Genomic DNA, 26,172 nt, shown 5'->3' on the forward strand with positions numbered 1-26,172 from the left:
CTCCGGAGCTTTGCGAAGTACGGGAGTAGTGACGCGGTTTACCAGTCGATTTGCAGGCGTGAACCGAAGCCCTTGATCTTCGCACCGTCGTTGCGATTGGCGCCGGCAAGGAAACCGCCTTCAATCGACGACTCGCCATAGTTCAGCATCACGCGCGTGTAGTCGTTGAGCCACCAGTTGACGCCCGCCTGCCAGGTATTCTGGATGCCGCACGTAGCGCACGCCGCAATCGTCGTCGCGTTGTCCTTCAGGTTCAGCGCATCATATCGTGCCACGAGCTGCCAGGCGCCATAGCCGCCCTCGTTCACCGGGTTCAGAACCTTCTGGCGCACAAACTCGCCTTCCTTATATGGCCGCGTCTCGCTGGTCAGGAACCAGCCGGCTTCAACGTACCAACCGTTGTAAGTCGGATCCTGTCCGGCAAACAGCGGCGCGACATCGCCGTTGAGCTGCGCGTATTCACCCTGGATCGACCATGGGCCCCAAACGTAAGCGGCCTCAAGTCCCCAGAACGTATCGCGGTTAAAGATCGCCGGCGTCGCAACGAAACGATTGGCAAGGTGCAGGTTGGCGCCGCGCGCCCGATAATTGAAGAACTGATCATTATTCGGCGCTATGTTGGTGCGCAATTCCTGTGCGCCATGGCGCTGGCGCCAGCTCGCCGCCAGGTGCAATACGTGGCCCTCTTCATTGATCGGCGCCACGGTGATGCGCGCCGCGCCAGTCTTCATGTCCTGTAGCCAATCAACCTGATTGGATACCGTTGGACCATAGAGGCCGGCAGCAAGCGTGAAATGATCCCGCACGTAAAGCGCGCCGATGCCGACCTGACGATCGAGGCCGAACGCTTCGATAAACGCCGCCCGCTCCATGAACTCGATGTAATTGGCACTCATGATGTGCTCAAGCGAGTTGAAGGTCTTGAAGTTGCCGACGCGCAGCCGGAAGTCAGGCCCCCAGCCGGTATATTCAAAGAACGCATCCTTGACCGAAGTTGTATCGCTCGCGAAGTCCACTTCGAACTTGTACTTGGTGTCTTCGGCGATGACGCCTTCAACGCCCAAACGCGCGCGACGCAGTTCAGCAGCGCTGACATCGGGCGAGTTGGTGATGTTCCGATCCTGATCGATCGCGTTGTAATCGACATTCAGGCGCCCGCGCACCTTCATCTTGTATTTGCCGTCCTTGCTCGACAGCTCCGGCGCACCCTTCCACTTCACCTTGAGGTCGAGATCGTCCTTCTTTTTCGCCGCCTGTTTCTCGGCCTGCGCCCGCGCCTCAGCGCGGTTGTCTTCAATCTGCTGCTGCAGATGCCGGATCTGATCCTGCATAACGCGAAGCTGCGCTTCGAGCTGATCCGCACTACCCGCCTTTGCCGACACCGCACTCAACGCCACTCCCAAGAGCGCATATGGCAGGATTTGTCGGGGGCGCACAAAACGCACATTAATTGTCATTGCATTTCTCCGCTAAGAACATTGCAGCACAAACGCGAAAACTGGATGCCTTGAGCCGGTGCAAATTCGCCTCCGCTATATTGAAGGTCTGTTCGCTATAACATCTTGTTATATAAGCTCAATTCGCTGCTAGCCGATTCTGTGACGGCGCGTCGGCGGTCAATTTTCAATGCACGGGGAAAGCCTGAGGATAAAAGGAACCGGTGTGGCAAAAACCAATCATTCCAGTCGTTATTGCGCACATTCAGGCCAATAAAAAAACACGCACAAATGCGCAAAACGCCAATTGGCGCAAATGGATTTGCGCCAACAAGAAAACAACGAATGCTTTATTAAATCAGTCGGTGCGTATTACTCAAACTAGCGGAGCTGCGATTGCAATATTTGCTCGCGATCTTACAAATTTGCTGCGCGTGTTCTGACGAGATAAAAATGCGTCTCGCCGTTAAAAACGTTGCGCAGGCTGCGCGGACTATCCGTCTCCACAACATACGCTGCATCGCCCTCCTCCAGCAGGATAGGCGCGCTATCATCGCCAACGGTCAATTCTGCACGACCACGCACAATGACGACGCTTTCGGCAGTTGCCTCGGCACGCGATGGCAACACTTCTGCGTGGTCAACAGCGATGCTGCCCTCGAAAATGTCCGCCGACATCACATTGTGTTCCGGCAGCAAACTTCTAAGCGTGAAGGAGCCGCCAGCCGACGACAGCACAGTAGCGTTTTTGCGTGTCAGTACCACAGTGCGGCGCGGTTCCGGCGGTGCAATTAGCGCTGACAACTGCACATCGAGCGCATCCGCAACCCGCTTTAACAGCAGGATAGTCGGAACGCTCTGTCCATTTTCGATCTGACTAAGCATCGCTCTGCTGACATGCGCCCGTTGCGCGAGACGCTCGAGCGAGTAGCGGCGCCGTGTGCGAAGCCCCCGCACGCGCGCGCCTATAGCCAGAGGAAGCGCGGATTCGACCTCAGACCGCCCGTTTACGTGCGTACTGCGTCGGCGATTTACCGAGTCGTTGCCGTCCATTGCCCCCTCGACCAACCACAAGCCGACTCGCCGCCACCGGCGTAACCGGGGCGCCATGCGGCTCTCAAGCAAAGCAACGCTAGCGGCGCGATGAACGCGACCGAACCAACAATTCGTTCTGAGCTTATTCGAATTGCGAGAATGTAGCGGCTGACCAGGGGCAATGCTGGCATTCGTGCGCGGCGCCAGTGGCCCGGCCGGAAAATAGACGCCGGTGATCAAGCCGAAAACGCGCACCGGATGCGAAGCGGAAACCGATGCAGCTTGACCCGCGTCTTGCCGTGCGAGTTAGAAATGACATCCCAACACGCAATTGAACATTCCGCGCAAAGAAGCGTCGCGCGCATTTTCACCGGCCTTTTGGAGCCGGGGCCGCTCCCGCAGCACGGTCGTCGTGGAAACTCAGTGCGGCCGTCGGAGAAATCTGCAAGCGGGAAAAACCTGCAAGCTTCGGGACCGAGAAATCAAAGAACACAAAAAGCAGTGTAGAGCGGTATCGGACGACGTCCGCGCCAGTGCGGGCGCATCCCGAGCGCCGCGCGTGTGTCACGCGCCGCTTGTTCCGACCTTCAACTACATGACGTCCCTAACCTGACTACCGTGCAAATCTCTCCAGGCCGCATCGATGAGCCGCTGATCGGTACGCTCCCCGAAAAGGATCATCGGCACAGTCCGCAGCACTATTTTCACATCTGTGAGCAATGACGCATTGCGCACATACCAGATGTCCAGCGCTGCCTTGTCCTTCGCTGAAATGTCTCGACCGCCGGCGACCTGTGCCCAGCCGGTCAGGCCGGGCCTTACCAGAAGCCGCCCATCAAATTCGCGGCTTTGATCGACCGCAAGCAATGGCCGCGGTCCAATGAATGCCATGTCGCCGACGAGTATATTGTAAAGCTGCGGTATCTCATCTAGCCGTGTACGCCGCAAAAAGTGTCCGATCACCGAGGTGCGCTGGTCATCGGGAATGCGCCGGCCACGGTGATCGTGAGCGCCGCGCATCGTGCGAAACTTATAAATCCGGAATGGGCGCCCATGACGTCCGGGACGCTGCTGCCAAAACAGCACCGGATACCCGACGTCGAATGCGACCAGGAGCGCGATCACGGCGCCCAGCGGAAGCACGATCAGTGACAGCACCAACGCAGCGGTAAAATCGCATAGGCGCTTCACGAGGAAATAAGGCCGGCGCGCGCATTGCTCCAGCGCAGCCATCGTCGTCGGCAGATTTTCGACGGACCCGGCAGCCTGATTTTCATTTGCATGACCCCGCCCAACCAGCCCGAGCTGCTCCGCCAGGAAATCAACCCGGATATTGGAGGTTTTCTCAACCGCCAGTAGCGCAGAGCGCGCGTCGACAGAGAGGTCGGTAAACGGCAGCAGAACCAGAATGCGATCAACGAATATGCCGTGCACTTCCAGACGGTGCAGAACGTCCGTCACTTCTTCGGGAACACCCAAAACTGGATAGCTATGCAAATGGCGGCCACGCTGGCGATCATTACGACCGAGAATGCCGGCTATCTTGAGGTGGTTTTCGGAAAGCTGACTTGCGGCACGCAGGAACAGATCGGTAAGCGCGCTGACCCCGACAAGCAAAACAGTTTCTTCGGAATTGCTTGCGACTGGCAGCACATGCGACGCTGCGGCTGTGTTGCGAGACGCGTGACGCACACGCATCCAAACCCGTGCACCCACCAGCATAACAACAATCAGCAACGCCTGCATGATCGGCAATGAACGCGGAACACCGTCCAGCCGCTGCAGCAAAAACGTGGCAACCGTTGCAAGCACGACAATGGCGAAGCTCGCCGCCACAATCCGCAGATAGTCAACCATGGCACTAAACCGCCATATCGTCCGATGACTACCCAGCAAAACCAGTACGACGAATGCAGCTATGCCAGACGACGCGAGATAGGGCAGCAGATCCAGCAACCGCTCAGGAGATAGCTTCAGATTATCCTGCAGCAGAAGGGCAAATACAGTTGCGATAACAACAATCACAACATCGACCAGAAGCACTATCAATTTACGCGCGTGACCACTCAAAACAAAACGCTGAACCACAACGCAACCTCAAAACCACAAAATAATAGTCAACAATATATCTATTGAATAACAGGCTAAGTCCGCAAATGAATTTTTGCTGAGGCTTCGGTCTTGTCCATGCAGGGCGGTCAGCCCTGTAAGCCCACCGACGAAGCGGATCCAAATCTCGTCAAAAGCAAGCACCGACACGTTGATCCGATGTGACAATCGGGGGCGCAGGTTGAAATGCCCCCCGGCCACCAGAAGCCACCGTGCAAAGCCAAACTGCAGCCCTTAAAAATAGCGCGCGAAGCCTCAGTGCTCACCACCAAGGCTACTCGGCTACCGGCTGCTTACGGACTGGCCGGTTTGTCGCTTGAATTGTTGGAGAGGACAATTGCGGCCGTCACCGCGCCGGCGACCAAGCCTCCGCCGAGCAGCAAGGTCGTCATGTCGGTACCCTGACAGTCGCCCGGCGCTGGAACCTTCACATTCGTTCCGGCGCTGACCGTCAGCGTGCAGCCGTTCGCGTACACAATCTGCGCACTGGACTCTGCTCCCGCCCAGATCACATCGCCAGTTCGAACGGTTGTAGGAACGACGACAGCCGATCCGTTCAGCGTAACATGCCCCTGTTGAGGCTGGAGAGTTGCCGCCTCAGCGATGGAAGCAGCCGCAAGCAATACAAACGCCACTGAAAACACTTTACGCATTACAATCCCCTTGCCTCGACATGCAATATCGATCGAGGCCTGCAAAAAAACTCATCACGCGACTCATTGTGGATCGCTGCAATCTCTGATGGCAATGCTTTTTTCACCTACCGCCATCCGCGAGCCATCGCGTGTATCAAAATGAGCACTACACCGCCTCGCGGAGGCAAAACCACGACGAATGCGAAAGACGTTTTCGTCCCTGTTATCGGCCAGTTAGTCCCTTGCCTGCGTAGCGCGCCGCGCCATTAACTTTCGCTGCGATCCGCACGACCATCTTAAGCGCCGTTGTCAGTGCATTTCCGGGAATATACGCTCCCGGCAATTCTGCATGCGCGATTTTTTGATTGCTGGTTTTGCCTAGATGATTGATCTGCATAGCCATTTATTGCCGGGGATCGACGATGGCGCCCCCGATTTGGACGTCGCACTTGAAATGGCGCGCGCATTCGTTGCCGATGGCATCACCGTTGTCGCCTGCACGCCCCACATTTTGCCCGGGCTTTATCCCAATACCGGCGCCGACATTCTTCGTCGCGTGGAGTGGCTACAGAGTGTTCTGGACTATCACGCTATTCCGCTGCGCGTCGTTGCGGGTGCGGACAATCACATGGTGCCGGACTTCGTCGCCGGGCTGCTCTCTGGGCATTTGCTGTCCCTACACAACAGCCGCTATGTGCTGGTTGAACCGCCCCATCACAACGCGCCGCCGCGCATGGAGGAGTTCTTCTTCGACCTGCTGGCGCACGGATACGTACCGGTTCTCACCCACCCTGAACGTCTGAGCTGGATAAACCAGCGTTATAGCGCGATCGAAAAGCTGGCCGACGCCGGCGTGTGGATGCAGATCACCGCTGGCTCGGTTCTTGGAACATTCGGGCGCGGCGCGCGCCACTGGGCCGAACGCATGCTTGATGAAGGGCGCGCGCACATCTTTGCAACGGATGCTCACGACGTCACGAAGCGCCCTCCGCAGCTGTCGGCAGCACTGCAAATGGTGGCGGATCGCGTTGGGCGCGCAGAAGCCGAAAACCTGTTTTTTGTTCGCCCCAAAGGAATCTTGCTGAACGAACCGCCGTCGGCACTGCCAATGCCCGTGCATCGCAAGCCAACGAACTGCGCCACACGGGCTAACACCACAACTACCAGCCGGGCGCGTGGATTTTGGCGGATCTTCCAATGACCCGACGCAGGGCCAGCAGTGAAAATGCCGCCAATGAATGACGGCGACGTGGCGCTGAAGCTTGCGCTTGAGCTGATGCACATGCCGTCGCGCGTGCGCTATGTGCGTGCGGCGCCGCTACCCGATGGGCTCGATGATCTGCTGTGCATCGCGGCCGGCGACGAAACAAAGGCTCAGCACGTCGCGTCAGTTTTGGAGCGCGACTCCGATCTTATCGCCGCTGCTGCGCGCTTCTTTGTCGAACAGATTCTGTTGGCGCCGGACGCCAATTGCTATCGCATGCTCGGCGCCGAGCAGACGGCGAGCGCTGCCAGCCTGCGCCGCAACATGGCGCTGATCCTGCGCGTGCTGCATCCGGATGTGGAGCGCGACGGTCTTTCTGTTCTCGCCGGTCGGGTCATCGGCGCATGGGATCAACTGAAGACACCGGAAAAGCGCCGAACCTACGACCAACAACTGGCACTCCGCGGCAGCGCACATGCCGATCATCGCAGGCGCATGCCGGGGCGCATCAGAAAACGCCAAACAGCGAAGACTGGATGGCTTCAGAGGCTGGCTGCTGCTTTCGGTCGGAACCGCTGAACTTTCGGCCAACTTCCTGCGGCGCCTGATAGATGCGTGAACAAGGCCTTTAACATCGTATCAAGATGTTTGCGCCGGCAAATTTTGCGCGTCGCACACTTCTGACGCATGCACTGCAACGCGCAATATTAATCGTTGCTGTGCATGGTTAGCGATCTTCGCAGGCTCAAACCCTGTGACAGCATTCACGGCGGAACCGTAAAGATGTTTGAAATACTCGGCTGTGTTGCATTTCAACACAATGCCTGGCTCGTCGCGGCCGCAGCTGTGATCTGCTGCGCTGGATCATGGGTTACAGCTCATCTGTTCGAGCGGACTCTGGATACCGTCGGCACACAACGCATCGGCTGGTATTTTCTGACCGCCCTGACAGCTGGAGTCGCAATCTGGTGCACGCATTTCGTGGCGATGCTCGGCTACGAGTCCAACGCTCCGGTAGAATTCGATCCAGCGCTGACACTGGCTTCCCTGCTGATCGCCGTATTTGGCGCGACGCTCGGCTTCCTGATTGCGGGCACCAAACTGACGCGACTGGCGCCGATAGTCGGCGGCGGCATTGTCGGTCTCGCCATCGCTGTGATGCACTACACGGGCATGATGGCCTACCGCGTTCAGGGCGTGGTGACCTGGAATCAGACCTATCTCGTCGCGTCCATCATCCTGGCTGTGTCGCTGTCGGCGGCGGCGTTGCATTACGGCGTGCGCCGGAGCAAGCACTCCGGCAACATCATGGCGGCACTGCTTGCATTGGGCATCGTCGCGCTGCATTTCACCGGCATGACGGCATTTAACGTCGAGCCTTTGATGCTGCCAATCGCTGCTACGAACTCAGCCGCATTCAGCAGCCTGGCGCTCGCTATTACCTGCATGGCAGCGCTTATTGTCGGAACCGGCCTCACGAGTTTTCTCATCGACGGCAGCGCGCGCGCCGAATCCGGTGAGGCCCTGCGCAACATGTCCAACGGACTGTTGATGGTCGACAAGAACCTTCTCATTCGGCTCTACAATGATCGCCTGATGGAACTACTGGACATCTCGCCGGAAGATGTCGCTGTTGGCATGCCGTTAGGCCAATTTCTGCAGTTGGTGGGCACGCGCACCGGCATGGATGCCGCGCGCACGCAGCGGATCATCGACAATCACAATCAATGGATCGCGCAGCACGGCATCACGCGCGTTGAACATCACTTTGATGACGGAACAATCGTCAGCATCGCATGCCGCCCGATGGCCGGTGGCGGCGCAATCCTGACCTACGACGACGTAACTGAAGCGCGCGAAGGCCAGAAAAAAATCGAACACATGGCCTTCCACGATATGCTGACCGGGCTGCCGAACCGCGTCTGCTTCAACAAACGGTTGGAAGGCGACCTGCGGACAGCCGGTGAAAAAGGCGGTCAATTTGCGCTGATCGCCATCGATCTGAATGGCTTCAAGGAAATCAACGATATTCGCGGCCACAGCGCTGGCGATCGCGTGCTGGTCGCCTTGGGCCAACGGATGGAGGCCGTACTTGGCGATAGCGATTTTGTCGGCCGCATCGGCGGTGACGAATTCGCAGTGCTGCATCGCATAGCAAGCGAAGTGAGCCTCGTCGACCTGCTTGGACGCCTTGAAAAAGCACTGTTCGAGCCGATCGCGGTCGAGGGCAACGAAATCTTGCCCGGCGCCAGCATCGGCGTCGCGATCTATCCCGATCACGCCAACAACGTGGCCGATCTCGTCAGCAACGCCGACCTCGCGATGTATCGCGCCAAGCATGACGTGGTCAGATCGGTTTGCTTCTACGACGCTTCAATGGATGAGATGGTGCGCGCACGCCGCAACCTTGCATCCGATTTGCGTCTTGCGATCGAACGCAATGAACTGACGATCTACTATCAGGTGCAGACCTCGGTGCATTCCGGCGAGATTACCGGCTATGAAGCGCTGCTGCGATGGAAGCATCCCGAGCGCGGCTTCATCCCACCCAGCGAATTCATTCCGCTGGCGGAGGAAAATGGCCTGATCCTGCAGATCGGCGAATGGGTTTTGCACGAAGCCTGCCGAACCGCAGCCGGTTGGGAGCCGCCGTATAAGGTGGCGGTGAACCTGTCAGCTGTTCAGCTCGCGCACGGCGGATTGCCCGGCTACATCATGCAGGTGTTGCTGGCAACGGGCTTGCAGCCCGAGCGCCTTGAGCTTGAGCTGACGGAGTCGGCAATCCTGAGCGACAAGGAGCGCTCGTTGCATGTGCTGCGCCAGATAAAAAACCTCGGCATCAATATCGCGCTGGACGATTTCGGTACGGGTTATTCGTCGCTGGATACGCTGCGGACATTCCCGTTCGACAAAATCAAGCTCGACCGCTCCTTCATGCTGGATGTGGAAGACAACCCGCAGGCGAAGGCAATCATCCGTGCCGTGCTCGCTCTCGGCAAAAGTCTCAACATTCCTGTCCTGGCCGAGGGCATCGAAACCAGCGACCAGATGACCATTCTTACCGTTGAGGGATGCGATGAGGCGCAGGGTTATCTGCTCGGCCGCCCGGCGCCGCTCGATCATCTGCTGGAGAGCGGTCAGATCACACTGCTGGATTTGAAGAACTTTGAGGCGCTTGCTGCTGCTGGTCGTCAGATGCGCTCTCAGATCACACCCGCGTCCGACACAAATGAAACGCCCGAGAGTGCGATCAGGGCCGCCGCGAGCGGGTAAGCGCCGCCTGCTCCGTCAGAGCTTTGGCAGCAGCGCTGCCAGCAGAACAATCAAGCCCGGCATGATTTGATGATTGCCGGGCTTCAGCCGTCCCGACCGGACAACATCCCGGCCGGAGCGCTTGCCTGCAACGGCGCGCTCCGGAAATAACGACAGACAAAGCCCTCAGGCTTTGCGCACAAATTCCGACTTCAGACTCATCGGCCCGATCCCGTCGATCTTGCAATCGATGTCATGATCGCTGTCGACCAGACGAATGTTCTTCACCTTCGTTCCCATCTTGACGACCTTGGATGAGCCTTTCAGCTTCAGATCCTTGATAACGGTCACCGTATCACCGTCCTGAAGAACGTTGCCTGAGGCATCGCGATAAACTTTTTCGCCCGCGGCACCACCCTCCTCGGCGCCTACCGCATCCGGCTGCCATTCGTGAGCACACTCCGGACAAACGTAATTCCCGCCGTCTTCGTAAGTGTATTCAAAATTGCATTTCGGGCATGGCGGCAGCGTGCTCATTGCTTTTCCCAGTCTGAATCTGAACGTTGTTTTGCTATAGCAACGGGCGGCGGCGCTTGTCCAATCGCGGGGTTTTCGTGGCGATGCTGCATCGGTCGCCATCGCGCGCCAGACGCTACACGGGCGCATCGCTGCCGACGCGTATTTGCGCATAGCTGCGCCGCGAACACCCGATCATCGAAGAATGGAAGGACCGGCTTTAAAAAGCCGCTCGCACGATCCGCGATGCGATAGCGGTCCTGCCGCCCAATGACTGCGTCGGCGGCCCGCCGGGGATGATCTACTGATCCTGCCATCGGCGGGCATGAAAAGTATGCCCGCAGTGTGCCGCTCGCTGTGCCTGTCATCGCCGCGCCCTAAGCAAACTGCGCGGAATGGACATGGTTTTTATATAATATCGCTAGGTAGAAAAATGCTCAGTCGCGTCCCTGGGACGCTGCCATGCACTCAGCAATGAGATTCTTCTCAAGCAGGGTCAATTCCTCTGGAACCCGCATTCCAGCCTGACGATAGCCGAGAATCTTGGCCCGCACCCTGGCATAGCCCTCTCGCAGATCGTCCAGTTGCTCCAGCTCCGAACTGAGCTGAGCGATTTCGCCTTGCATTTGTTCAGACATTACGCGGCCTTTTGCCCTCGTTGTTCCTGCCTTCTTCCAGCCTGAAAAATTCAGGCTGTAGCTTTACGGATATAGTAGATCCATATGCCAATCTAAGTAACGTTTGGTTTCATAAAGCTACCATTTGGAGTAGTTCCGCTTTATGGGAAGCCCGCGTGACAAACTGTCCTCACTCACAGCTTAGTGAGCGCAGTGCAGGGCACAATTAATTGTGGCGAATTCTAGTCTAGACCAAGTATTCGACGGATAATGTGAGATCATTTTTGTGTGCGTTGCAGCAGCGGCACGCATATGTGTGTTTTATATCCCGATCGTTTTCACTAAACTGACAAGCAGAAGTATTTCAACCTCGCCAAAACATAGCGCATCGATTGAAATTGATGCCTCGCGTCTGCTAGGGCTGCATTCATCCACCGCGCAACAACACGCTCATGGCTCGGCATCACCGCTTCTGCTAGGGCTGCGCAATTCCTATACGCAGAGGCCTCGAAATGATTCCGCGCTACAGCCGCCCCGACATGGTCACCATCTGGGACGCCCAGAGCCGATTTCGCATCTGGTTTGAGATCGAAGCCCATGCTGCATCGGCCATGGCCCAGCTCGGTGTGATTCCCCAGGAAGCCGCCGACCGGATCTGGGAAAAGGGCCGCGACGCCACCTTCGACATTGCACGCATCGATGAGATCGAGCGCGAGACCAAGCACGATGTCATCGCCTTCCTCACCCATCTGGCCGAGATCGTCGGCCCGGAAGCGCGCTTTGTGCATCAGGGCATGACATCGTCCGACGTGCTCGACACCTGCCTCAATGTGCAGCTTGTGCGCGCCGCGGATCTGCTGATTGCCGACACCGAAAAGCTGCTTGCCGCCATCAAGCGCCGCGCATTCGAGCACCGCACCACGCCCACCATCGGCCGCAGCCATGGCATCCATGCCGAGCCGGTAACGTTCGGGCTGAAGCTGGCGTATGCCTATGCCGAGTTTGACCGTGCCCGTGAGCGCTTGATCGCTGCGCGCAAGGAAGTGGCGACCTGCGCGCTTTCCGGCGCCGTTGGCACGTTCGCCAACATCGATCCGCGCATCGAGGAATACGTCGCCGCACAGATGGGCCTGACGCCGGAACCGATCTCCACCCAGGTGATCCCGCGCGACCGCCACGCCATGTATTTCGCCACGCTGGCTGTGGTCGCGTCTTCGGTTGAGCGTCTTGCAACGGAGATCCGGCATCTGCAGCGCACCGAGGTGCTGGAAGCCGAAGAGTATTTCTCGCCGGGCCAGAAGGGCTCGTCGGCCATGCCTCACAAGCGCAATCCGGTACTGAGCGAAAACCTCACCGGCCTCGCCCGCATGGTGCGCGCCTACGCGTTGCCGGCAATGGAGAATGTCGCCCTGTGGCATGAACGGGACATCTCGCACTCGTCGGTTGAGCGCATGATCAGCCCCGACGCCACGGTCACGCTCGACTTCGCGCTGGCGCGCCTCACCGGCGTGATGGAAAATCTGGTGGTCTATCCGCAGAACATGCAGAAGAACCTCGACCGCCTGGGCGGGCTGCACAATTCCCAGCGCGTGCTGCTGGCACTGACGCAGGCCGGCGCTTCGCGCGAGGATTCCTATGCGCTGGTACAGCGCAACGCGATGAAGACCTGGAACGAGGGCAAGGACTTCCTGGCCGAACTCAAGGCCGACGCTGACGTGACAGCGCGCGTTTCGCCAGCGGAGCTCGAAGCCATGTTCGACCTCGGCTATCACTTCAAGCACGTTGACACGATCTTCAACCGGGTGTTCGGGGCGGCCTGATCGGGCGCTCTCCCCTTCACCCGGCAAGCAGGGAGCCGGCCCGAGAGGCGTTCCCAGCACGACACCTCCGATGCAACAAAGGCCAGCCGGGCATTGCCGGGCTGGCCTTTCATGTTTCTGAACTCAGACGCCGGCCGTCAGGCTCCAGCGCTCACCGGTTGCCGAGAGCTGCAATCAATAATCGATAGCCGGCGGATCGACCCGCGCATCGGCGCAACGGGCTCCATCCCAATAGTGGTACATGCCGCAACTGCCGCTGCCGCGACGGCCGCTCCAGCCGTAGACACGCGTGCCGGGCGAAACGGCGATCGGCGCATCATCGACAATGACCGCACCATCGACGACTGGCGGCTGCTCGTCCTTCAGAAGGGCTTCTCCGTCGATCACCTCGCTATCCTGAGCGAAAGCGGAGAATGACAACGCCACGGCGCTGACGACGGCAAGCGTTGTAACAGCGATCGATTTTCCGAAAATCATGTGCGCTCCTCCTATGGCCCCGTCAGCCGAGGAGGTGAACCGTCACGCAGCGCTTTGGTTCCGAGCTAACATTTTGAATATGCTTACTGAACACGGAACGCAGCGCGCACAATTTAAAACGGCAGGCGTTGGCGCATGCACCGCCTCCGCGAAGGTCGCACGATGCCCAGCCGGCGATGACAGCTCTCACCGCTGGCCGGCTTGATCATTCGGTGATTTCAATCAGTGCTCTTTCCCGAGCGCAAGCCAAACGCACGTTCGCGCTACTCAGCGCTCGCCCACCGATGCGCTGGCGTCTTCAACGGAGATGCCTTCTCCGGCATAGACCGTCCGCAGCGAGCTGACATCGTCAAGCGCCATCGCCCAGATGTTGCACGGGCTCGCCATCCGAATCTCGCCCCGCCGCGATACCGGCGTCGGCCCGAAGCCGATGGCGATTGCCTCGCCGTCCGGCCAGAAAGCTATTTCACCCGCGTTCACAACCTCACGGGCTTCCGGCTCACGATCGGAACTGACGGGCGAGTTGAAGTAAATTTCGCGGCCCCACATCCTGGCCTCGGCATGGATAGGCAGCGCGGCCCAGATCCGCTCAGCGGTCGGGGTTTCCAACAAACGGGCCCTGATGGCCACCTTACCTGCACGGATAATAACCACGCGCATGCTGCAATCCCCTGCCGGCCAGCCTTCCCGCTGCCTCGGAAGCGTACTCTATGCACCTCAGCGCGGCGGCTTCAATACCCACCAACGCCATCCACATGCGGCGTTTCTACGACCCTGCCCGCCGCCCGCCAGCATCGAGTTCGACGCGGACGTACTATCCTCTTTAGCGCACGGACAAAAAAACAGCGACACGACTAAATGACAGGCATCGCGGCGCGCTCAGGCGCCAGTGACAATAAAGCCACGTCCACTGAAGAGTGGACGTGGCTTTTGATCTTCGCGCCGTACGGGCGTTATTTTCAGTTCGGTGCCGGTCCGAAGATGAGCACGGCATTGAGGCCGCCGAAGGCAAACGAGTTCGACATGGCGTAGGTCACGTCGAGGTTGCGGCCAACATTCGGGATGTAATCGAGATCGCAATCGGGATCGGGATCGTCCAGACCGATTGTCGGCGGCACCCAGTTCTCGTTCACGACCTTGACGCACGTCGCAGCCTCGATGCCGCCGCCAGCACCCAGCGGGTGACCGGTCATCGACTTCGTCGAGGAAATGGCGAGGTTCTTGGCGTGGTTGCCGAACACCGCCTTGATGGCGTTGGTCTCGTTGGCATCGTTGATGGTCGTCGCCGTGCCATGCGCGTTCAGATACTGAATATCCGACGGCGCAAGCTTGGCGTCGTCCAGCGCGCGCCGCATGGCCTCGTTCGGACCTTCGATATCCGGGTTCACCATGTCCTTGGCGTCCGACGACATGCCATACCCGACGATCTCGGCCAGGATGTTCGCGCCGCGCGCCTGGGCGTGCTCCAGCGATTCGATCACCAGCGTGCCGGCGCCCTCGCCCAGAACCGTACCGTTACGCTTCTTGGCAAACGGGAAGCAGCCTTCCGGCGACAGCACGTGCAGCGCCTGCCAGGCCTTCATCGTGCCGTAGTTGATGACGGATTCCGAGGCGCCGACAATGGCCACATCGACCACGTTGTTGCGGATGTAATCAACGCCAAGCGCGATTGCATGCGTTGCCGTCGAGCAGGCGCTGCAGGTCGCGAAGGTCGGGCCCTTGATACCAAACTCGATGCCGACGTGCGCACTGGCCGAAGAGCCGATGATACGCAGCAGCGTGAGCGGATGGGTCGCACGCTTGTTCTCGATGAACAGTGAGCGGTATGAATTCTCGAAGGTGACGAGACCGCCAGCGCCCGAACCGATGATGCAGGCCGAGCGATAGGGGTTTGCGATCGGAAATTCGAGGCCGGATTGCTTCACAGCTTCGTCAGCCGAAGCGGCCGCGAACCAGGAATAGCGGTCAGCGTGCATGACCAGCTTATCGCGCTGGAAATGCCGCAACCGCTGCTTTGGATCGAAATCCTTGATCTGCGCTGCAATGCGGATCTTGAGATCTTCGAGCGGGAAGCCTTCAAGCGCGGTCACACCGCACTTGCCTTCCTGCATCGATGCCCAGAAATCGGGTACGTTGAGGCCGATCGGCGTAACGACGCCCATTCCGGTCACCACGACGCGGCGTGCGCCGTTCGCGTTTGCCATAGGATACCTGCCGGTTGTAGCGGCGCTACTGGCGCCGCAACAGAACGAGAAACGCGAGCCGTGACCCCGCCATTGCGGCGGCAGCTCGCATGAAACCAGGGCTAGAGCCCGGTGTGCTGATAATGCACCCCGAGCTATCTAGGCTTTCTTAATCAAGCCTTGGCGCCTGCAGCCTCAGGGCCCTTTGCCATGAGATCCTTCACGCGGTCGACCACCGAGCCGACGGTCTTGAAGTCTTCGACGTCTTCGTTCGCGTTGTAAGGAATTTCGATGCCGAAAGTATCTTCGATATCAAAAACGATCATGGCAAGATCAAGCGACTCAATCTTGAGATCCGTCAGCGGCGTCGACAGCGAGATGTCGTCGCGCGGTTCCTTCATGTGCTTCTTCAGGATCTCGACGATCTTGGTACCAACTTCGTCCATTTCAGTCTCCCACCCCCGCTCTAATTGAAGCCTGGGGCCCGAATTACTTGGTTCCTAGCTAGTGCAAGGCCCGTAGCACAACAAGCTGGCGCGTCACATATACTTAAACGCCCAGCAAGTCTAGCGTAAGCCTGCCGCCAGCCGAGCCCGGCCGGCACGACACCCGAAGCCCGTTCACCGGACCCCGTGCTGCGTTTGACGGTACAGCAAAATATCTTCGCAACCGTTGCTTCCGTTGGGTTTTTTGAAAAACCCGCACTTGGCCGCAGAGCCCCGAAGGTGTTCTATAACAGGGCGTGCTTGAACGGCCTGTTACAGCTTTCCGTCCGGGTGCGCAACAGTCCGGCAACGGCTCGACATTATACTACGAGCACCTAAAGGGAGACGCTCGAGGATGATGACGACAGTCCGCCCTCCGGCTCCGGCCGCCGCTGCAGAGCCGACCTTGCCTTGGCAGGTCCACTACCCTAGCGGCATCGATTGGCACATGCCTCTTAAGGTCGCGCCGCTTTATGCCCTGCTGGACGACGCAGTGCGCGATTATGGGCACCTGCCTTGCACCAATTTCTTGGGTCGAACCCTGTCCTATGGTGAAATCGGCGACCTGGTCGGGCAGACGGCCGCCGCGCTACAGCGCCAGGGGGTGCGGAAGGGCACCAAAGTCGGGCTTTTCCTCCCCAATTCGCCCACCTTCATCATCTACTTTTTCGCCGTGCTCAAGGCCGGTGGAACGGTGGTCAATTTCAATCCGCTTTATACCGTAGCCGAGCTTACTCATCAGGTTGAGGACAGCGACACCGAGCTGATGATCACGCTCGACCTGAAGGTGCTGTTCGACAAGGTCGAAGCCCTGCTGCAATCGGGGTGTCTGGCCCGCGCGCTGGTGGCGCCCTTCCCGTCCCTGCTGCCCGCAACCAAGGCCGCCCTGTTTCGGCTGTTCCGCTCCCGCGAACTGGCACGGCCGCTGTCGTCACCCGTTGCCAATCGGGTCATGCTGGAGGGCGAGGCACTGGCCGGCGCCGCAACGATGCAGCCGGTTGCCATCGACCCCGAGAATGATGTCGCGGTGCTGCAATATACCGGCGGCACCACCGGCACGCCCAAGGGCGCAATGCTGACCCACGCCAACGTCTATATCAATGTGCAGCAGGTTGCGGCCACGGCGCCGGACCTTGAGCCTGGTGTCGAGCGTGTTCTGGGCGTGCTGCCGTTCTTCCATGTGTTCGCACTGACGGTTGTCATGAACCTCGGCATCGCCAAGGCGGCCGAGATCATCATCATGCCGCGTTTTGCGCTCGACGATGCCCTGAAGCTGATCGACCGCACCAAGCCAACCATCATGCCGGGCGTACCCACGCTGTTTAATGCGATCATGAACCACCCCAAGATCGCGAGCTTTGATCTTTCATCGCTCAAGTTCTGCCTGTCCGGCGGCGCCGCCCTGCCGATTGAGGTCAAGCAGCGCTTCGAGGCCATCACCGGCTGCAAGGTGGTGGAGGGCTATGGCCTGTCGGAAGCCTCCCCGGTGGTTGCCTGCAACCCGATTGACGGCCCGGCGCGCGCCGGATCCATCGGCATCCCGCTGGTGGGCACGACGATCTCACTGCGCGACCTGAATAACCCGGAACTGGAAGTGCCACTGGGGGAAAAAGGCGAGATCTGCGTCAAGGGTCCGCAGGTGATGAAGGGCTATTACAAGCGCCCCGAGGATACCGCAGCCCAGATGGTGGGCGAGTACCTGCGCACGGGCGACGTCGCGTGCATGGACGCCGACGGCTTCTTCTATATCAAGGACCGCATCAAGGATCTCATCATCTCCTCAGGCTTCAACGTCTATCCGCGCCGGGTGGAAGAAGCGCTTTATGAACACCCGGCGGTGGCGGAAGTGACCGTCATCGGCATAAGGGACAAAAAGCGCGGTGAGGCGCCCAAGGCGTTCGTGCGCCTGAAAACCGACACCACGGTCACGGTGGCGGAGCTGATGGAACACCTGCAGGCCCGCATTTCCAAGATCGAGCTGCCGGCGGAAATCGAGTTCCGCGCCGAATTGCCAAAGACCCTGATCGGCAAGCTGTCAAAGAAAGAGCTCAAGGCCGAGGAAGACGCCAAGGCGCTTGCATAACTACGCGGGCACTCGCCGTTTTCCGCGCGGGGGTGTGCCCTAGGCTAAGCGCGCGTGAACTCAGGCCGGAAACACCAGAGATCGGTGCACCGCCACCCCCGCCGTGACGCCATCGGCGCTGGCCCATGTCACGCTGTGCATCGGTCGTGCAATATCGCCCGCAGCCCAAACGCCGGGCACGCTCGTCTGCTTCCACTCGTCAGTTTTGATGAACGGGCCCACCATGCCCTCTTCCATCGCGCAGCCAATCTGATCGGCAATCGGGCTGTTGAGGTGGGTGCGCGCGCCGATATAGAGGGCATTTACGGCGCTGAGTGAGCCATCTTCCAGCTCGATCGCCTCAAGGCCCGTGCCCTCACCGCGCAACAGCCGGACAGGCACCTCCACAACGGCCACATTGCGCGCGGCAAGCTGCTGCCGGGCTACCTCATCGAGCGCATGGCCGTTGAGATAAAGCGTTGTCGGTCCCCACTCGGCGATCAGCATCGCCTGATGCACCGAGAGCGGCGACGCATAGAGCACGCCCAGACGCTGGCCGCTGAATTCAAAGCCATGGCAATAGGGGCAATGCAGCACCGTTCGCCCCCAGCGCGGCGACAGGCCTTCAATCACTGGCAGTTCATCCGAAATGCCGAATGCAAGCACCAGCGTTCTGGCGGTGAGCCGTTCGCCATTGTCGAGCGTTACAGCGAAGCCCGCGCCGTCCGTAGCCGATTGCGCCGCATCAACCTTGCCGGAAACAAACGACACCGTTGGATAAGCGGCCACCTGCGATCGACCGATATCGAGCATTCCGCCCGGCGCGCTGCCATCATGGCCGAAAAATCCATGCGAGTGTTCGGCAAACCGATTGCGTGGCGCACCGGCGTCAACGATGCACACGTTGCGACGCGCCCGCGCCAGATACATGGCAGCCGACAGGCCGGCAAAACTGCCGCCGACAATGATCGCATCATGCATCATGGCTGTGCATTCCCTTACTGTGCGTGCTCTTGCGGCGCGCGCGCATCGATTTGTGAAAATCATCGCTGAGCATCTGCAGCGTCACCGCGCCGAAGCGTTCAAGCAAAAGCGCTTCCGCCTCATCGAACACCTTGCCCAGCGCGCGGTTCACGGCCTGCTCGACGAGGCATTCCGGCTCATCCGATCGGTTGCCGATAGCGAGCAGCGACGGCCGATCAAGCGCGTCGTAGATGTCCCGCAGCGTTACGGCTGAAAAATCACAGGCGATGCGCCAGCCGCCGCCATGACCTTTTTCGGAACGCACGTATCCGGCTTCGCGCAGCCCAGCCATCACGCGGCGGACGACGACAGGGTTGGTCTCCATCGCCCTCGCCAGCGTCTCCGAGGTCGACGGGCCGTCGTGCTCCGCCATGTGCAGCAGAACATGCAGAACCCCGGACAATCGGCTGTCGCATCTCATGTAATGTTATTAGTTACATACTGGCCGGCATGTCAACCGCGCTCATCAGAGCGCTACGCGCTACAACGATTGCTGCGAGAAACGATTTAGCCGATCGGGCCATCAAACCATCGATCAGGCCCGCATGCCGGCCTTCTGGTCCACCAGTCTGGAGTACAGGCAATGCCCGGAGCGATCCTGGGCTTTGACCGCGTACATCGCTTCGTCGGCGGCCTTGAGCAGCCCCTCCGCGGTGACTGCATCTTTCGGGAACACGCTGATGCCGACACTGGCACCCACATTGATCAAGTCATCTGCAATGATATACGGCCGGGTCAATTCATCCAGCAGCCTTTCGGCCATGGCGATCAGAACGGCTTCGTCGCCGACTTCCGGCAACAGAATGACGAACTCGTCGCCGCCGACACGCGCGATGGTATCGCTCTGCCGCGTGGCACCGCGCAATCTATCGGCGACAGTTTCCAGCAACGCGTCGCCAACCGCGTGCCCCTTGCTGTCGTTGATATTCTTGAAGCCATCGAGATCAATGTAAAATACAGCCAACCTCAGCGGGCGCGGCCCCGCCAGCACCTCGTCTATACGCTCATCGAACAGCTTGCGATTGCCCAGCCCGGTGAGAATGTCATGCGTCGCCGCGTGCCGCAGTTCCTGCACCGCCGCGCGCGACGCGCTGTCGTTGCGCATGATGTTCACCGCGCCAATGACAGAACCGTCGCTGTCGAGGATCGGCGCCACCGTATTCAGTATCGGCACCTCGTTGCCATCGGCGCGTACCAGCAGAGCTGTCTCCAGCGCCGGCATGCTGTCGTTGGCGCTTTTGGGCAGCAACGCGTCGGCCGGAAGTGGCGAGCGATCCTCGCTATCCAACAGTGTCACGATATCCGTAACGCGGCGACCGATCGCCTGCTGACGCGGACAGTCGGTGAGCCATTCCGCAGCCTGGTTGAACAGCGTGATGTTGCCGTCGCTGTCGACACGCACCACAGCTTCAGCAATAGAATCCAGTGTCCTCTGCGCCAGCTCCTTCTCGATGGAGAGCTGTGCTTCAGCCGTCTGCCGCCGACGCAGTTCGCGCACAGCACCCAGCGCAGCAAGAGCGCTGATCAGCAGGCCGAGGAACATCGCAACGCCGACATTCCAGGCGGCTTTCGCAAATTCGGCATCGGAAGCCTGCTGCCGCAGGCTGAGCAACGCGTTTTCCCGGTTTCTGAACACCTCAGACGCGTTGTCGAAATCGTTCCAGGCCTGACGGCGCTCGACACGGTTGCCGCCGCCGGCCGATTCAATCTCCACCAGCCGCAGATACTCATTCAGAGAATTGCGAATGTCGGCCAGACGGCCCCGTTGCTCGGGATCGTCATCGGTTAGCTGGTAAAGCCGGTCGACAAGCGCGGCACTTGCTCTGCGGGCCGATATAACTTCGCCGCTGCAAGACAGCTTCCCCATTCCGATGCAGTCGTTGTCAGCGAGTTCGCCCGCTGTCTCCATCAGCGCATTCACGGTTGCGATGACGTCGCCCGTATGGCGTACCCATTCGAATGAGGCGCGCGAGGCTTCGATCGAGCGATACGAAGCCACCGCAGCAACCATCAAGATCACCAGAGCACAGGCGAACGCTAGCGCCAACCGTTGTAGGGGCGTCGCTTTGGAGAGCATATCCGTGCTCCGAAACAAAACTCCGCTCAAGATCGCACGGTTTCGCTGACAAGACCTTGCGCGTCAGGTGCAATTTTGATGGTTAACGGGCTTTATTGCGCGCGCCATCAGCACTTCTAGACCATGCGATCCATTGGTTTTTCGATTGGTCCCATTTTCTTGCGACGAGCCGGTGCCCACTTTTCCGGAAGCACTCTCTTTACCCGTGCTTCTTATCGGAAAACCGGTGCCCACTTTTCCGGAAGCACTTCTAGCGATAGAGATCGGCGCGGGTCGGCGGCACAGCGGGCGGACGCTTGGCATTCTTCGACACCAGCGTCTGATAGATGCGCAGTGTGCCGCGCGAAAATGCCAGCGAGACACCCGCGAGATAGGCCACCCAGATCCGATATTTTTCCTCGCTGACGTGCTTGAGCGCTTCCTCGCGGTTGGCAGTCAGACGCTCGCACCACAGCTTGCATGTGCGCGCGTAGTGCAGACGCCACGCTTCGATATCCAGCACTTCAAATCCGGCGCGCTCCATCGCAACGGCCGATCGGCCGATGTCGTCCAGTTCGCCACCGGGGAAGATGTACTTCGCAATCGCCTTCTGCTCCGGCCGCATGCCGCGCTTGAACCAACCCTGCTTGGGTGCGCGCCGCGAAATGGCGTGATTGAGAAAAAGCCCTTCCGGCGCCAGCAGCGACTGCATCTTGCGCATGTAAACGGGAATGTTCTTCAGGCCGATATGCTCGTACATGCCGATGGAGGCGATCTTGTCGAACTGGCCTTCCATCATCGAATAATCTTTCAGCTCGACGGTGACGCGATCCTCAAGCCCAAGACGCTTGATCTTCTCCTTCGCGAACGCGAGCTGCTCCTCCGATAGCGTGATGCCATGCGCGGTGACGCCATAGTTCTTCGCTGCATGGCAGATCAGGCCACCCCAGCCGCAGCCGATATCGAGGAAGCGGTCCCCCGGCTTCAGCCTCAGTTTGCGGCAGATCATCTCCAGCTTGTCGCGCTGTGCCTGGGCGACGTCATTTTCCCAATCCGTGTAATAGGCGCAGGAATAGACCATCTCCGGATCGAGAAAGAGCGCGTAAAAGTCGTTCGACAGGTCGTAGTGAAACTGGATGTAATCCTTGTTGTCCGCTGTCTTGCGGCGACGTCCGGTGATCTCGCCTTCAAAGCCCTGATTGTCGGCAGCGTCTTCGGTGCGCGCCAGCAGGAACGGCGACAGCCGGCGCGCCAGCTTCAGCGCATCACGACCCTTCAGCTTCACCGAGCGGCCATCGCGATTGAGCTGGCTACCCAGATCGATCAACGTGCCACCGGAAAAGTCGATGCCCTTGTCGACATAGTGACGGATGAAATTGTCGAGTGTCGGCCAGCGCAGCAGCGACCCGATAACACCGGCATCGGCAATCGAAAGCTCGAACGGGCCAGTGACATTGGCGCCGAGCGGCGTCACCGAGCCATCCCACAGCCGCAGCGAGGCATTGAGGTCGAGCGTTCCGGCAAGCTCACGGGCCAGTGCCTTTGCCGCTGCGAGTTGCTTCGCCGCTTTCGCGCTCTTGTCCTTAGCCATGCCGGATGCGTACCCCGTGTTGCTGCGCCACGCCCGTAGTGCTTCTGGAAAAAGTGAAAACCGGTTTTCCGGTGAGAAGCACGACAGGACAAATGGTTAGTGCCGCTCCCGTGTTTTATCAGCACGGATCGGCACTAGGGTGCTCGCATACCTGCCCGCCCCTGTCGAGGGGGCGAGGCGCAGCGCGGCGGTTTCCGCGCCTTTCTCCCCATCCGGGTTATCCGGCCATACCGCCTGACTGGCATCGCGGCGTCGGCTGCCGGCGTTGGCGCTCCGATCAGGCAGCCTGATGGATCTCGGCCGCGTCTTTCGATTCGAGAATCGCCGCCACACCCATGCCGCCCGCGGTGCAGATGGAAATGAGCCCGCGACCATGGTGACCTGCCAGCAGCTTGGCCATGTTGCCGACAATGCGCGCGCCGGTGGCGGCAAACGGATGCCCCAGCGCAATCGACGAGCCGTGCACGTTGATCTTGGCCGGATCGATCGCGCCCATCGCTTCCGGGCGGCCCAGCACTTCCTTGCAGTAGGTCGGGTCTTCCCACGCCTTCAGCGTCGCCAGCACCTGCGCCGCGAACGCCTCGTGGATCTCGTAGAAATCGAAATCCTGCAGCTTCAGCCCGGCGCGATCCAGCATGCGTGAAACCGCAATGGTCGGCGCCATCAGCAGCCCATCGCCAGCGACGAAATCGTTGGCCGCCGACTGCGAATAGGTCAGATACGCCGCCACCGGCAGGCCGTGCTTTTCCGCCCAGTCCTCTGACGCCAGCAGCACCGCCGCAGCGCCATCGGTGAGAGGCGTGGAGTTGCCCGCCGTCAGCGTGCCCTTGCCGGATTTGTCGAACGACGCTTTCAGACTGGAAAGCTTGTCGATGCTGGCATCGGCGCGAATGTTGTTGTCCCGGAACACACCGGCAAACGGCGTGACGATGTCGTCCATGTAGCCGCTGCGATAGGCCTCGGCCGCCTTCAGATGGCTTTCAAGCGCAAACCGGTCCTGCGCATCGCGCGTGATGCCCCATTCGCGCGCCATCATCTCGGCGTGTTCGCCCATCGACAGACCCGTGCGCGGCTCGGCATTGGCGGGTGCCTGCGGCACCAGTTCGCCCGGCGCAAATCCCTTGAACGTCTTCAGCTTGTCCATGAAGGTTTTGCGTTGCGCCGCCTGCGTCAGTCGCTTCGCCAGCTTCTTTGAAACAACGATCGGCGCATCCGATGTCGTGTCCGAGCCGACAGCGATGGCGCAGTCGATATCGCCGGTCGCGATCTTGGCGGCGCTGCCGAGCGCGGCCTGCAAGCTGGTGCCGCAGGCCTGCATCATGGTGATACCCGGCGTTGACGGCGCCAGCGCCGTGCTGAGCACTGCCTCGCGCGTAAGATTGAAATCCTTCGAGTGCGTGATGACGGCGCCACCCACCACTTCATCGATGTGCTGACCCTTGAGGCCATAGCGATCGATCAGAGCGTTGAGCGCTCCCGTCATCAGATCGAGATTTGTCAGGTCGGCATAGAACGTGTTCGAGCGGCAAAACGGAATACGCGCTCCGCCAATCACCGCCACGCGTCGCATGAAACGCTGCATCGTGCTGCCTCCCCGCTCACTGTTCCGCCACGGCTGCCGATGGCAGCGCATGTTCCGCCTGATAGTGCAGCGGACCGCCACGGAACGGCGCGAAGCCGGTTCCGAAAATGACGCCTGCATCGACCAGATCGGCACTGGCGACAATGCCGTCGTCGAGGCTCTTCTGGGCTTCAGCGATCAGCGGCGCGACCAGCTCACGGCCGAGGCGCTCCATCTCGACCCTATCGAACACGCGGTCGCCTTTCAGCGGCTTGCGGTCCTTCCAGACATAAAATCCTTCGCCTGACTTCTTGCCCAGCTTGCCCGCCGCGACCAGCCGATCCAGTTGCGAGCCTTCCGACGAGAAACCGAGAATGCGGGCAACGTGCGCGCACACATCGAGACCCACGGTATCGGCCAATTCAATCGGCCCCATCGGCATGCCGAATGTGCGCGCCGCTTCGTCGATGCGCTCCTTGTCCTCGCCCTGCTCAATCAACTTCATCGCGCCGAACATGTACGGCGTCAGCACGCGATTGACGAGGAAGCCGGGCACGCTCTTGGTGATGAGCGGAAACTTGTCGATGGCGGTGACGAACGCAGCGCCACGGCTTACTTCGTCCTCGCGCGATTGCTCACCGCGCACCACTTCCACCAGCGGCATCATCGCCACCGGATTGAAGAAGTGCAGGCCGATGAGCCGCCCCGGATCGGGCAACCCCGCAGCAATGTCCTCGATTTGCAGCGATGACGTGTTCGTCGCCAGCAGCGCACCGGGCTTCAGCCTGTTTGCAACTTCGGCCAGCACCGTCCGTTTGATGTCGAGCTTTTCAACGATGGCCTCGATCACCACGTCGGCGCGCGCAACACCCTCGCCATTCGGATCAGCAATCAGACGCGCCTTCGCGGCATCGCGCTGTGGCTTGGTCTTGAACTTGCGCGCGAACAGTTTGCCCTGGGCTGCGATGCCCTTCGCAATCTGCTCCGGCGAAACGTCCTGCAGCGTCACTTCCATGCCGCGCGCCACGCACCAGCCTGCAATGTCCGCGCCCATCGTGCCCGCACCGATGACATGCGCACGCAATGGCTTCCACGCCAGCTTCTTCGGCGCCTGCCCCTTAAGCAGTTCCGACAGCTTGAACACGCGGCGCAGATTGCGCGACTGATCGGAAACCATCAGCGGCGCGAACGCGCGCGTTTCCGCCGCCTTCATCGCCTCTTCATTGCCGCCATGGCGCTCGAAAAGTTCAATCAGCCGATAGGGCGCGGGATAATGATCCTCGCGCACTTTCTTGGCCACTTCACCGCGCATGCGCTTGGCCAGAAATTCGCGCGCCGGCCATTTCGTCAGCGCCTGCTTGGCAAAGCCTGCCGGTTTGGATTTGCGCCCGCGCAAAATTGCCTTGCGCGCCGCCCAGGGCAGTGCACCGCGACTGTCTACCAGCTGATCAACAAAGCCACCAGCACGCGCGGCAGAAGCGGACAGCATCTTGCCGGTCAGCATCGCCTGCATGGCTGCAATCGGACCCGCCTGGCGGATGGAACGGGCCGTGCCGTTGAAGCCGGGGAAGATGCCGAGCTTCACCTCAGGGAAGCCAAGCTTGGTGCCCGCGTCACGGGTGGCGATGCGATAGTGGCACGCCAGCGCCAGTTCGAGACCGCCGCCCAGACAAAAGCCATTGATGGCGCACACCACGGGCACCGGCAGACGTTCGAGCCGATCGAACAGCGCCGTCACCGGACGCAGCCGCTCATACACATCGCTTTCGGTTTTCATCTCCGCGAATTCGCGGATATCGGCGCCGACAATGAAGCCGCGCGGCTTGGCCGAGATGATCACCAGCCCGACGATGTTCTTGTCGCGCGCGCCGTCCTCGACGGCGGCAACGATGCGCCCAAGCTCCTCAAGCGGGCGGCGGCCGAGCGCGTTCTGGCTTTCACCCTCGCGGTCAAACTCGGCCCACGCGATGCCCCATTCGTCGACGGAAAAGCGCCAATCTTCAAGATCGGTGAGCGGATGGAATTTGGCCTTGAACATCTCGTGACCTGCCCTCTCACATCTGACCCACGTGCGCACCCGGCAGCGCAGGCCTACATTGGTCTCACGTCA

Annotated in this window: 23 protein-coding genes; 6 read left to right on the forward strand and 17 right to left on the reverse strand. The window is 60.0% G+C overall.

The genetic code is table 11. The features are described from left to right. Positions 1-38 precede the first annotated feature (38 nt). On the reverse strand, positions 39-1,457 hold the full coding sequence (locus C6Y62_RS10575; RefSeq protein WP_173953875.1) for a porin: 1,419 nt from the start codon (positions 1,455-1,457) through the stop codon (positions 39-41). A 203-nt stretch (positions 1,458-1,660) separates the two neighbouring features. Between C6Y62_RS10575 and C6Y62_RS10580 the strand changes: the two genes are divergently transcribed. Further along, positions 1,661-1,879: a hypothetical protein gene (locus C6Y62_RS10580; protein WP_173953876.1), complete on the forward strand. Its 219-nt coding sequence runs from the start codon at positions 1,661-1,663 to the stop codon at positions 1,877-1,879. Here the strand turns inward: C6Y62_RS10580 and C6Y62_RS10585 are convergent. The 4 genes from C6Y62_RS10585 to C6Y62_RS10600 form a co-directional block, all read right to left on the reverse strand. After that, the gene (locus tag C6Y62_RS10585; RefSeq protein ID WP_173953877.1) at positions 1,854-2,711 is read right to left on the reverse strand and encodes a helix-turn-helix domain-containing protein; all 858 of its coding nucleotides are present in this window, start codon (positions 2,709-2,711) and stop codon (positions 1,854-1,856) included. The two genes, C6Y62_RS10580 and C6Y62_RS10585, sit on opposite strands and share 26 nt — an antisense overlap. Positions 2,712-3,062: 351 nt before the next feature. Then, positions 3,063-4,514: a sugar transferase gene (locus tag C6Y62_RS10590; protein WP_173953878.1), complete on the reverse strand. Its 1,452-nt coding sequence runs from the start codon at positions 4,512-4,514 to the stop codon at positions 3,063-3,065. Between the two features lie 359 nt (positions 4,515-4,873). Next, positions 4,874-5,233 carry a hypothetical protein gene (locus C6Y62_RS10595; RefSeq protein ID WP_173953879.1) on the reverse strand — a complete coding sequence of 120 codons (360 nt, stop codon included), beginning with the start codon at positions 5,231-5,233 and terminating at the stop codon, positions 4,874-4,876. Positions 5,234-5,438: 205 nt separating this feature from the next. Beyond that, positions 5,439-5,612 (reverse strand): hypothetical protein, encoded by a 174-nt coding sequence (locus C6Y62_RS10600; protein ID WP_198491378.1) that lies wholly within the window; start codon positions 5,610-5,612, stop codon positions 5,439-5,441. Between C6Y62_RS10600 and C6Y62_RS10605 the strand changes: the two genes are divergently transcribed. The 3 genes from C6Y62_RS10605 (at position 5,598) to C6Y62_RS10615 (ending at position 9,692) form a co-directional block, all read left to right on the forward strand. Further along, positions 5,598-6,416 carry a tyrosine-protein phosphatase gene (locus C6Y62_RS10605; protein WP_173953880.1) on the forward strand — a complete coding sequence of 273 codons (819 nt, stop codon included), beginning with the start codon at positions 5,598-5,600 and terminating at the stop codon, positions 6,414-6,416. The two genes, C6Y62_RS10600 and C6Y62_RS10605, sit on opposite strands and share 15 nt — an antisense overlap. 33 nt (positions 6,417-6,449) lie before the next feature. Beyond that, on the forward strand, positions 6,450-6,998 hold the full coding sequence (locus C6Y62_RS10610) for a J domain-containing protein (protein ID WP_173953881.1): 549 nt from the start codon (positions 6,450-6,452) through the stop codon (positions 6,996-6,998). 204 nt (positions 6,999-7,202) lie between these two features. Next, positions 7,203-9,692, forward strand: coding sequence for a bifunctional diguanylate cyclase/phosphodiesterase (locus C6Y62_RS10615; protein ID WP_173953882.1), 2,490 nt, complete (start codon positions 7,203-7,205; stop codon positions 9,690-9,692). Positions 9,693-9,857: 165 nt separating this feature from the next. Here the strand turns inward: C6Y62_RS10615 and C6Y62_RS10620 are convergent, their stop codons facing one another. Both C6Y62_RS10620 and C6Y62_RS10625 read right to left on the reverse strand, forming a co-directional pair. Continuing rightward, positions 9,858-10,208 carry a zinc ribbon domain-containing protein YjdM gene (locus tag C6Y62_RS10620; RefSeq protein ID WP_173953883.1) on the reverse strand — a complete coding sequence of 117 codons (351 nt, stop codon included), beginning with the start codon at positions 10,206-10,208 and terminating at the stop codon, positions 9,858-9,860. Positions 10,209-10,624: 416 nt separating this feature from the next. After that, positions 10,625-10,825 carry a hypothetical protein gene (locus C6Y62_RS10625; RefSeq protein ID WP_173953884.1) on the reverse strand — a complete coding sequence of 67 codons (201 nt, stop codon included), beginning with the start codon at positions 10,823-10,825 and terminating at the stop codon, positions 10,625-10,627. 491 nt (positions 10,826-11,316) lie between these two features. Between C6Y62_RS10625 and purB the strand changes: the two genes are divergently transcribed. Further along, positions 11,317-12,624, forward strand: coding sequence for an adenylosuccinate lyase (gene purB / locus C6Y62_RS10630; RefSeq protein WP_173953885.1), 1,308 nt, complete (start codon positions 11,317-11,319; stop codon positions 12,622-12,624). A gap of 174 nt (positions 12,625-12,798) precedes the next feature. Here the strand turns inward: purB and C6Y62_RS10635 are convergent, their stop codons facing one another. The 4 genes from C6Y62_RS10635 to C6Y62_RS10650 form a co-directional block, all read right to left on the reverse strand. Next, positions 12,799-13,101 (reverse strand): hypothetical protein, encoded by a 303-nt coding sequence (locus tag C6Y62_RS10635; protein WP_173953886.1) that lies wholly within the window; start codon positions 13,099-13,101, stop codon positions 12,799-12,801. Between the two features lie 267 nt (positions 13,102-13,368). Next, entirely contained in the window at positions 13,369-13,761 is a 393-nt protein-coding gene (locus C6Y62_RS10640; protein WP_173953887.1) for a cyclophilin-like fold protein, read from the reverse strand. A gap of 299 nt (positions 13,762-14,060) precedes the next feature. Beyond that, a complete protein-coding gene (locus tag C6Y62_RS10645; RefSeq protein WP_068458928.1) occupies positions 14,061-15,305 on the reverse strand; it encodes a beta-ketoacyl-[acyl-carrier-protein] synthase family protein in 1,245 nt (414 codons plus the stop codon). A 152-nt stretch (positions 15,306-15,457) separates the two neighbouring features. Beyond that, a complete protein-coding gene (locus C6Y62_RS10650; protein ID WP_068458929.1) occupies positions 15,458-15,730 on the reverse strand; it encodes an acyl carrier protein in 273 nt (90 codons plus the stop codon). A gap of 394 nt (positions 15,731-16,124) precedes the next feature. Between C6Y62_RS10650 and C6Y62_RS10655 the strand changes: the two genes are divergently transcribed. Then, positions 16,125-17,852, forward strand: coding sequence for a long-chain-fatty-acid--CoA ligase (locus C6Y62_RS10655; RefSeq protein ID WP_246274567.1), 1,728 nt, complete (start codon positions 16,125-16,127; stop codon positions 17,850-17,852). Between the two features lie 60 nt (positions 17,853-17,912). Here the strand turns inward: C6Y62_RS10655 and C6Y62_RS10660 are convergent, their stop codons facing one another. From C6Y62_RS10660 to C6Y62_RS10685, 6 genes are all read right to left on the reverse strand, one after another. Beyond that, positions 17,913-18,815: an NAD(P)/FAD-dependent oxidoreductase gene (locus C6Y62_RS10660; RefSeq protein WP_173953888.1), complete on the reverse strand. Its 903-nt coding sequence runs from the start codon at positions 18,813-18,815 to the stop codon at positions 17,913-17,915. Next, positions 18,805-19,275 carry an RrF2 family transcriptional regulator gene (locus tag C6Y62_RS10665; RefSeq protein WP_173953889.1) on the reverse strand — a complete coding sequence of 157 codons (471 nt, stop codon included), beginning with the start codon at positions 19,273-19,275 and terminating at the stop codon, positions 18,805-18,807. Before C6Y62_RS10665 ends, C6Y62_RS10660 begins: the two co-directional genes overlap by 11 nt. A 114-nt stretch (positions 19,276-19,389) precedes the next feature. Next, a complete protein-coding gene (locus C6Y62_RS10670; protein ID WP_173953890.1) occupies positions 19,390-20,931 on the reverse strand; it encodes a diguanylate cyclase domain-containing protein in 1,542 nt (513 codons plus the stop codon). 250 nt (positions 20,932-21,181) lie between these two features. After that, a complete protein-coding gene (locus tag C6Y62_RS10675) occupies positions 21,182-22,501 on the reverse strand; it encodes an SAM-dependent methyltransferase (protein ID WP_068458934.1) in 1,320 nt (439 codons plus the stop codon). A 277-nt stretch (positions 22,502-22,778) separates the two neighbouring features. Continuing rightward, the gene (locus C6Y62_RS10680) at positions 22,779-24,083 is read right to left on the reverse strand and encodes an acetyl-CoA C-acetyltransferase (protein ID WP_173953891.1); all 1,305 of its coding nucleotides are present in this window, start codon (positions 24,081-24,083) and stop codon (positions 22,779-22,781) included. 16 nt (positions 24,084-24,099) lie between these two features. Then, entirely contained in the window at positions 24,100-26,100 is a 2,001-nt protein-coding gene (locus tag C6Y62_RS10685) for a 3-hydroxyacyl-CoA dehydrogenase NAD-binding domain-containing protein (RefSeq protein ID WP_173953892.1), read from the reverse strand. Between the last annotated feature and the right edge of the window lie 72 nt (positions 26,101-26,172).

This window comes from Hyphomicrobium sulfonivorans, from assembly GCF_013306565.1.
Taxonomy (GTDB): Bacteria; Pseudomonadota; Alphaproteobacteria; order Rhizobiales; family Hyphomicrobiaceae; genus Hyphomicrobium_A; species Hyphomicrobium_A sulfonivorans.

Bases quoted from the DNA above. Each gene is read 5' to 3' on its own strand.
- C6Y62_RS10655 (WP_246274567.1), top strand. From the start codon at position 16,125: ATGATGACGACAGTCCGCCCTCCGGCTCCGGCCGCCGCTGCAGAGCCG.
- C6Y62_RS10600 (WP_198491378.1), bottom strand. From the start codon at position 5,612: ATGCAGATCAATCATCTAGGCAAAACCAGCAATCAAAAAATCGCGCAT.
- C6Y62_RS10670 (WP_173953890.1), bottom strand. From the start codon at position 20,931: ATGCTCTCCAAAGCGACGCCCCTACAACGGTTGGCGCTAGCGTTCGCC.
- C6Y62_RS10625 (WP_173953884.1), bottom strand. From the start codon at position 10,825: ATGTCTGAACAAATGCAAGGCGAAATCGCTCAGCTCAGTTCGGAGCTG.
- C6Y62_RS10645 (WP_068458928.1), bottom strand. From the start codon at position 15,305: ATGGCAAACGCGAACGGCGCACGCCGCGTCGTGGTGACCGGAATGGGC.
- C6Y62_RS10595 (WP_173953879.1), bottom strand. From the start codon at position 5,233: ATGCGTAAAGTGTTTTCAGTGGCGTTTGTATTGCTTGCGGCTGCTTCC.
- C6Y62_RS10575 (WP_173953875.1), bottom strand. From the start codon at position 1,457: ATGACAATTAATGTGCGTTTTGTGCGCCCCCGACAAATCCTGCCATAT.
- C6Y62_RS10685 (WP_173953892.1), bottom strand. From the start codon at position 26,100: ATGTTCAAGGCCAAATTCCATCCGCTCACCGATCTTGAAGATTGGCGC.
- C6Y62_RS10615 (WP_173953882.1), top strand. From the start codon at position 7,203: ATGTTTGAAATACTCGGCTGTGTTGCATTTCAACACAATGCCTGGCTC.
- C6Y62_RS10605 (WP_173953880.1), top strand. From the start codon at position 5,598: ATGATTGATCTGCATAGCCATTTATTGCCGGGGATCGACGATGGCGCC.
- C6Y62_RS10610 (WP_173953881.1), top strand. From the start codon at position 6,450: ATGAATGACGGCGACGTGGCGCTGAAGCTTGCGCTTGAGCTGATGCAC.
- C6Y62_RS10680 (WP_173953891.1), bottom strand. From the start codon at position 24,083: ATGCAGCGTTTCATGCGACGCGTGGCGGTGATTGGCGGAGCGCGTATT.
- C6Y62_RS10635 (WP_173953886.1), bottom strand. From the start codon at position 13,101: ATGATTTTCGGAAAATCGATCGCTGTTACAACGCTTGCCGTCGTCAGC.
- C6Y62_RS10665 (WP_173953889.1), bottom strand. From the start codon at position 19,275: ATGAGATGCGACAGCCGATTGTCCGGGGTTCTGCATGTTCTGCTGCAC.
- C6Y62_RS10660 (WP_173953888.1), bottom strand. From the start codon at position 18,815: ATGATGCATGATGCGATCATTGTCGGCGGCAGTTTTGCCGGCCTGTCG.
- C6Y62_RS10675 (WP_068458934.1), bottom strand. From the start codon at position 22,501: ATGGCTAAGGACAAGAGCGCGAAAGCGGCGAAGCAACTCGCAGCGGCA.
- purB (WP_173953885.1), top strand. From the start codon at position 11,317: ATGATTCCGCGCTACAGCCGCCCCGACATGGTCACCATCTGGGACGCC.
- C6Y62_RS10620 (WP_173953883.1), bottom strand. From the start codon at position 10,208: ATGAGCACGCTGCCGCCATGCCCGAAATGCAATTTTGAATACACTTAC.
- C6Y62_RS10650 (WP_068458929.1), bottom strand. From the start codon at position 15,730: ATGGACGAAGTTGGTACCAAGATCGTCGAGATCCTGAAGAAGCACATG.
- C6Y62_RS10640 (WP_173953887.1), bottom strand. From the start codon at position 13,761: ATGCGCGTGGTTATTATCCGTGCAGGTAAGGTGGCCATCAGGGCCCGT.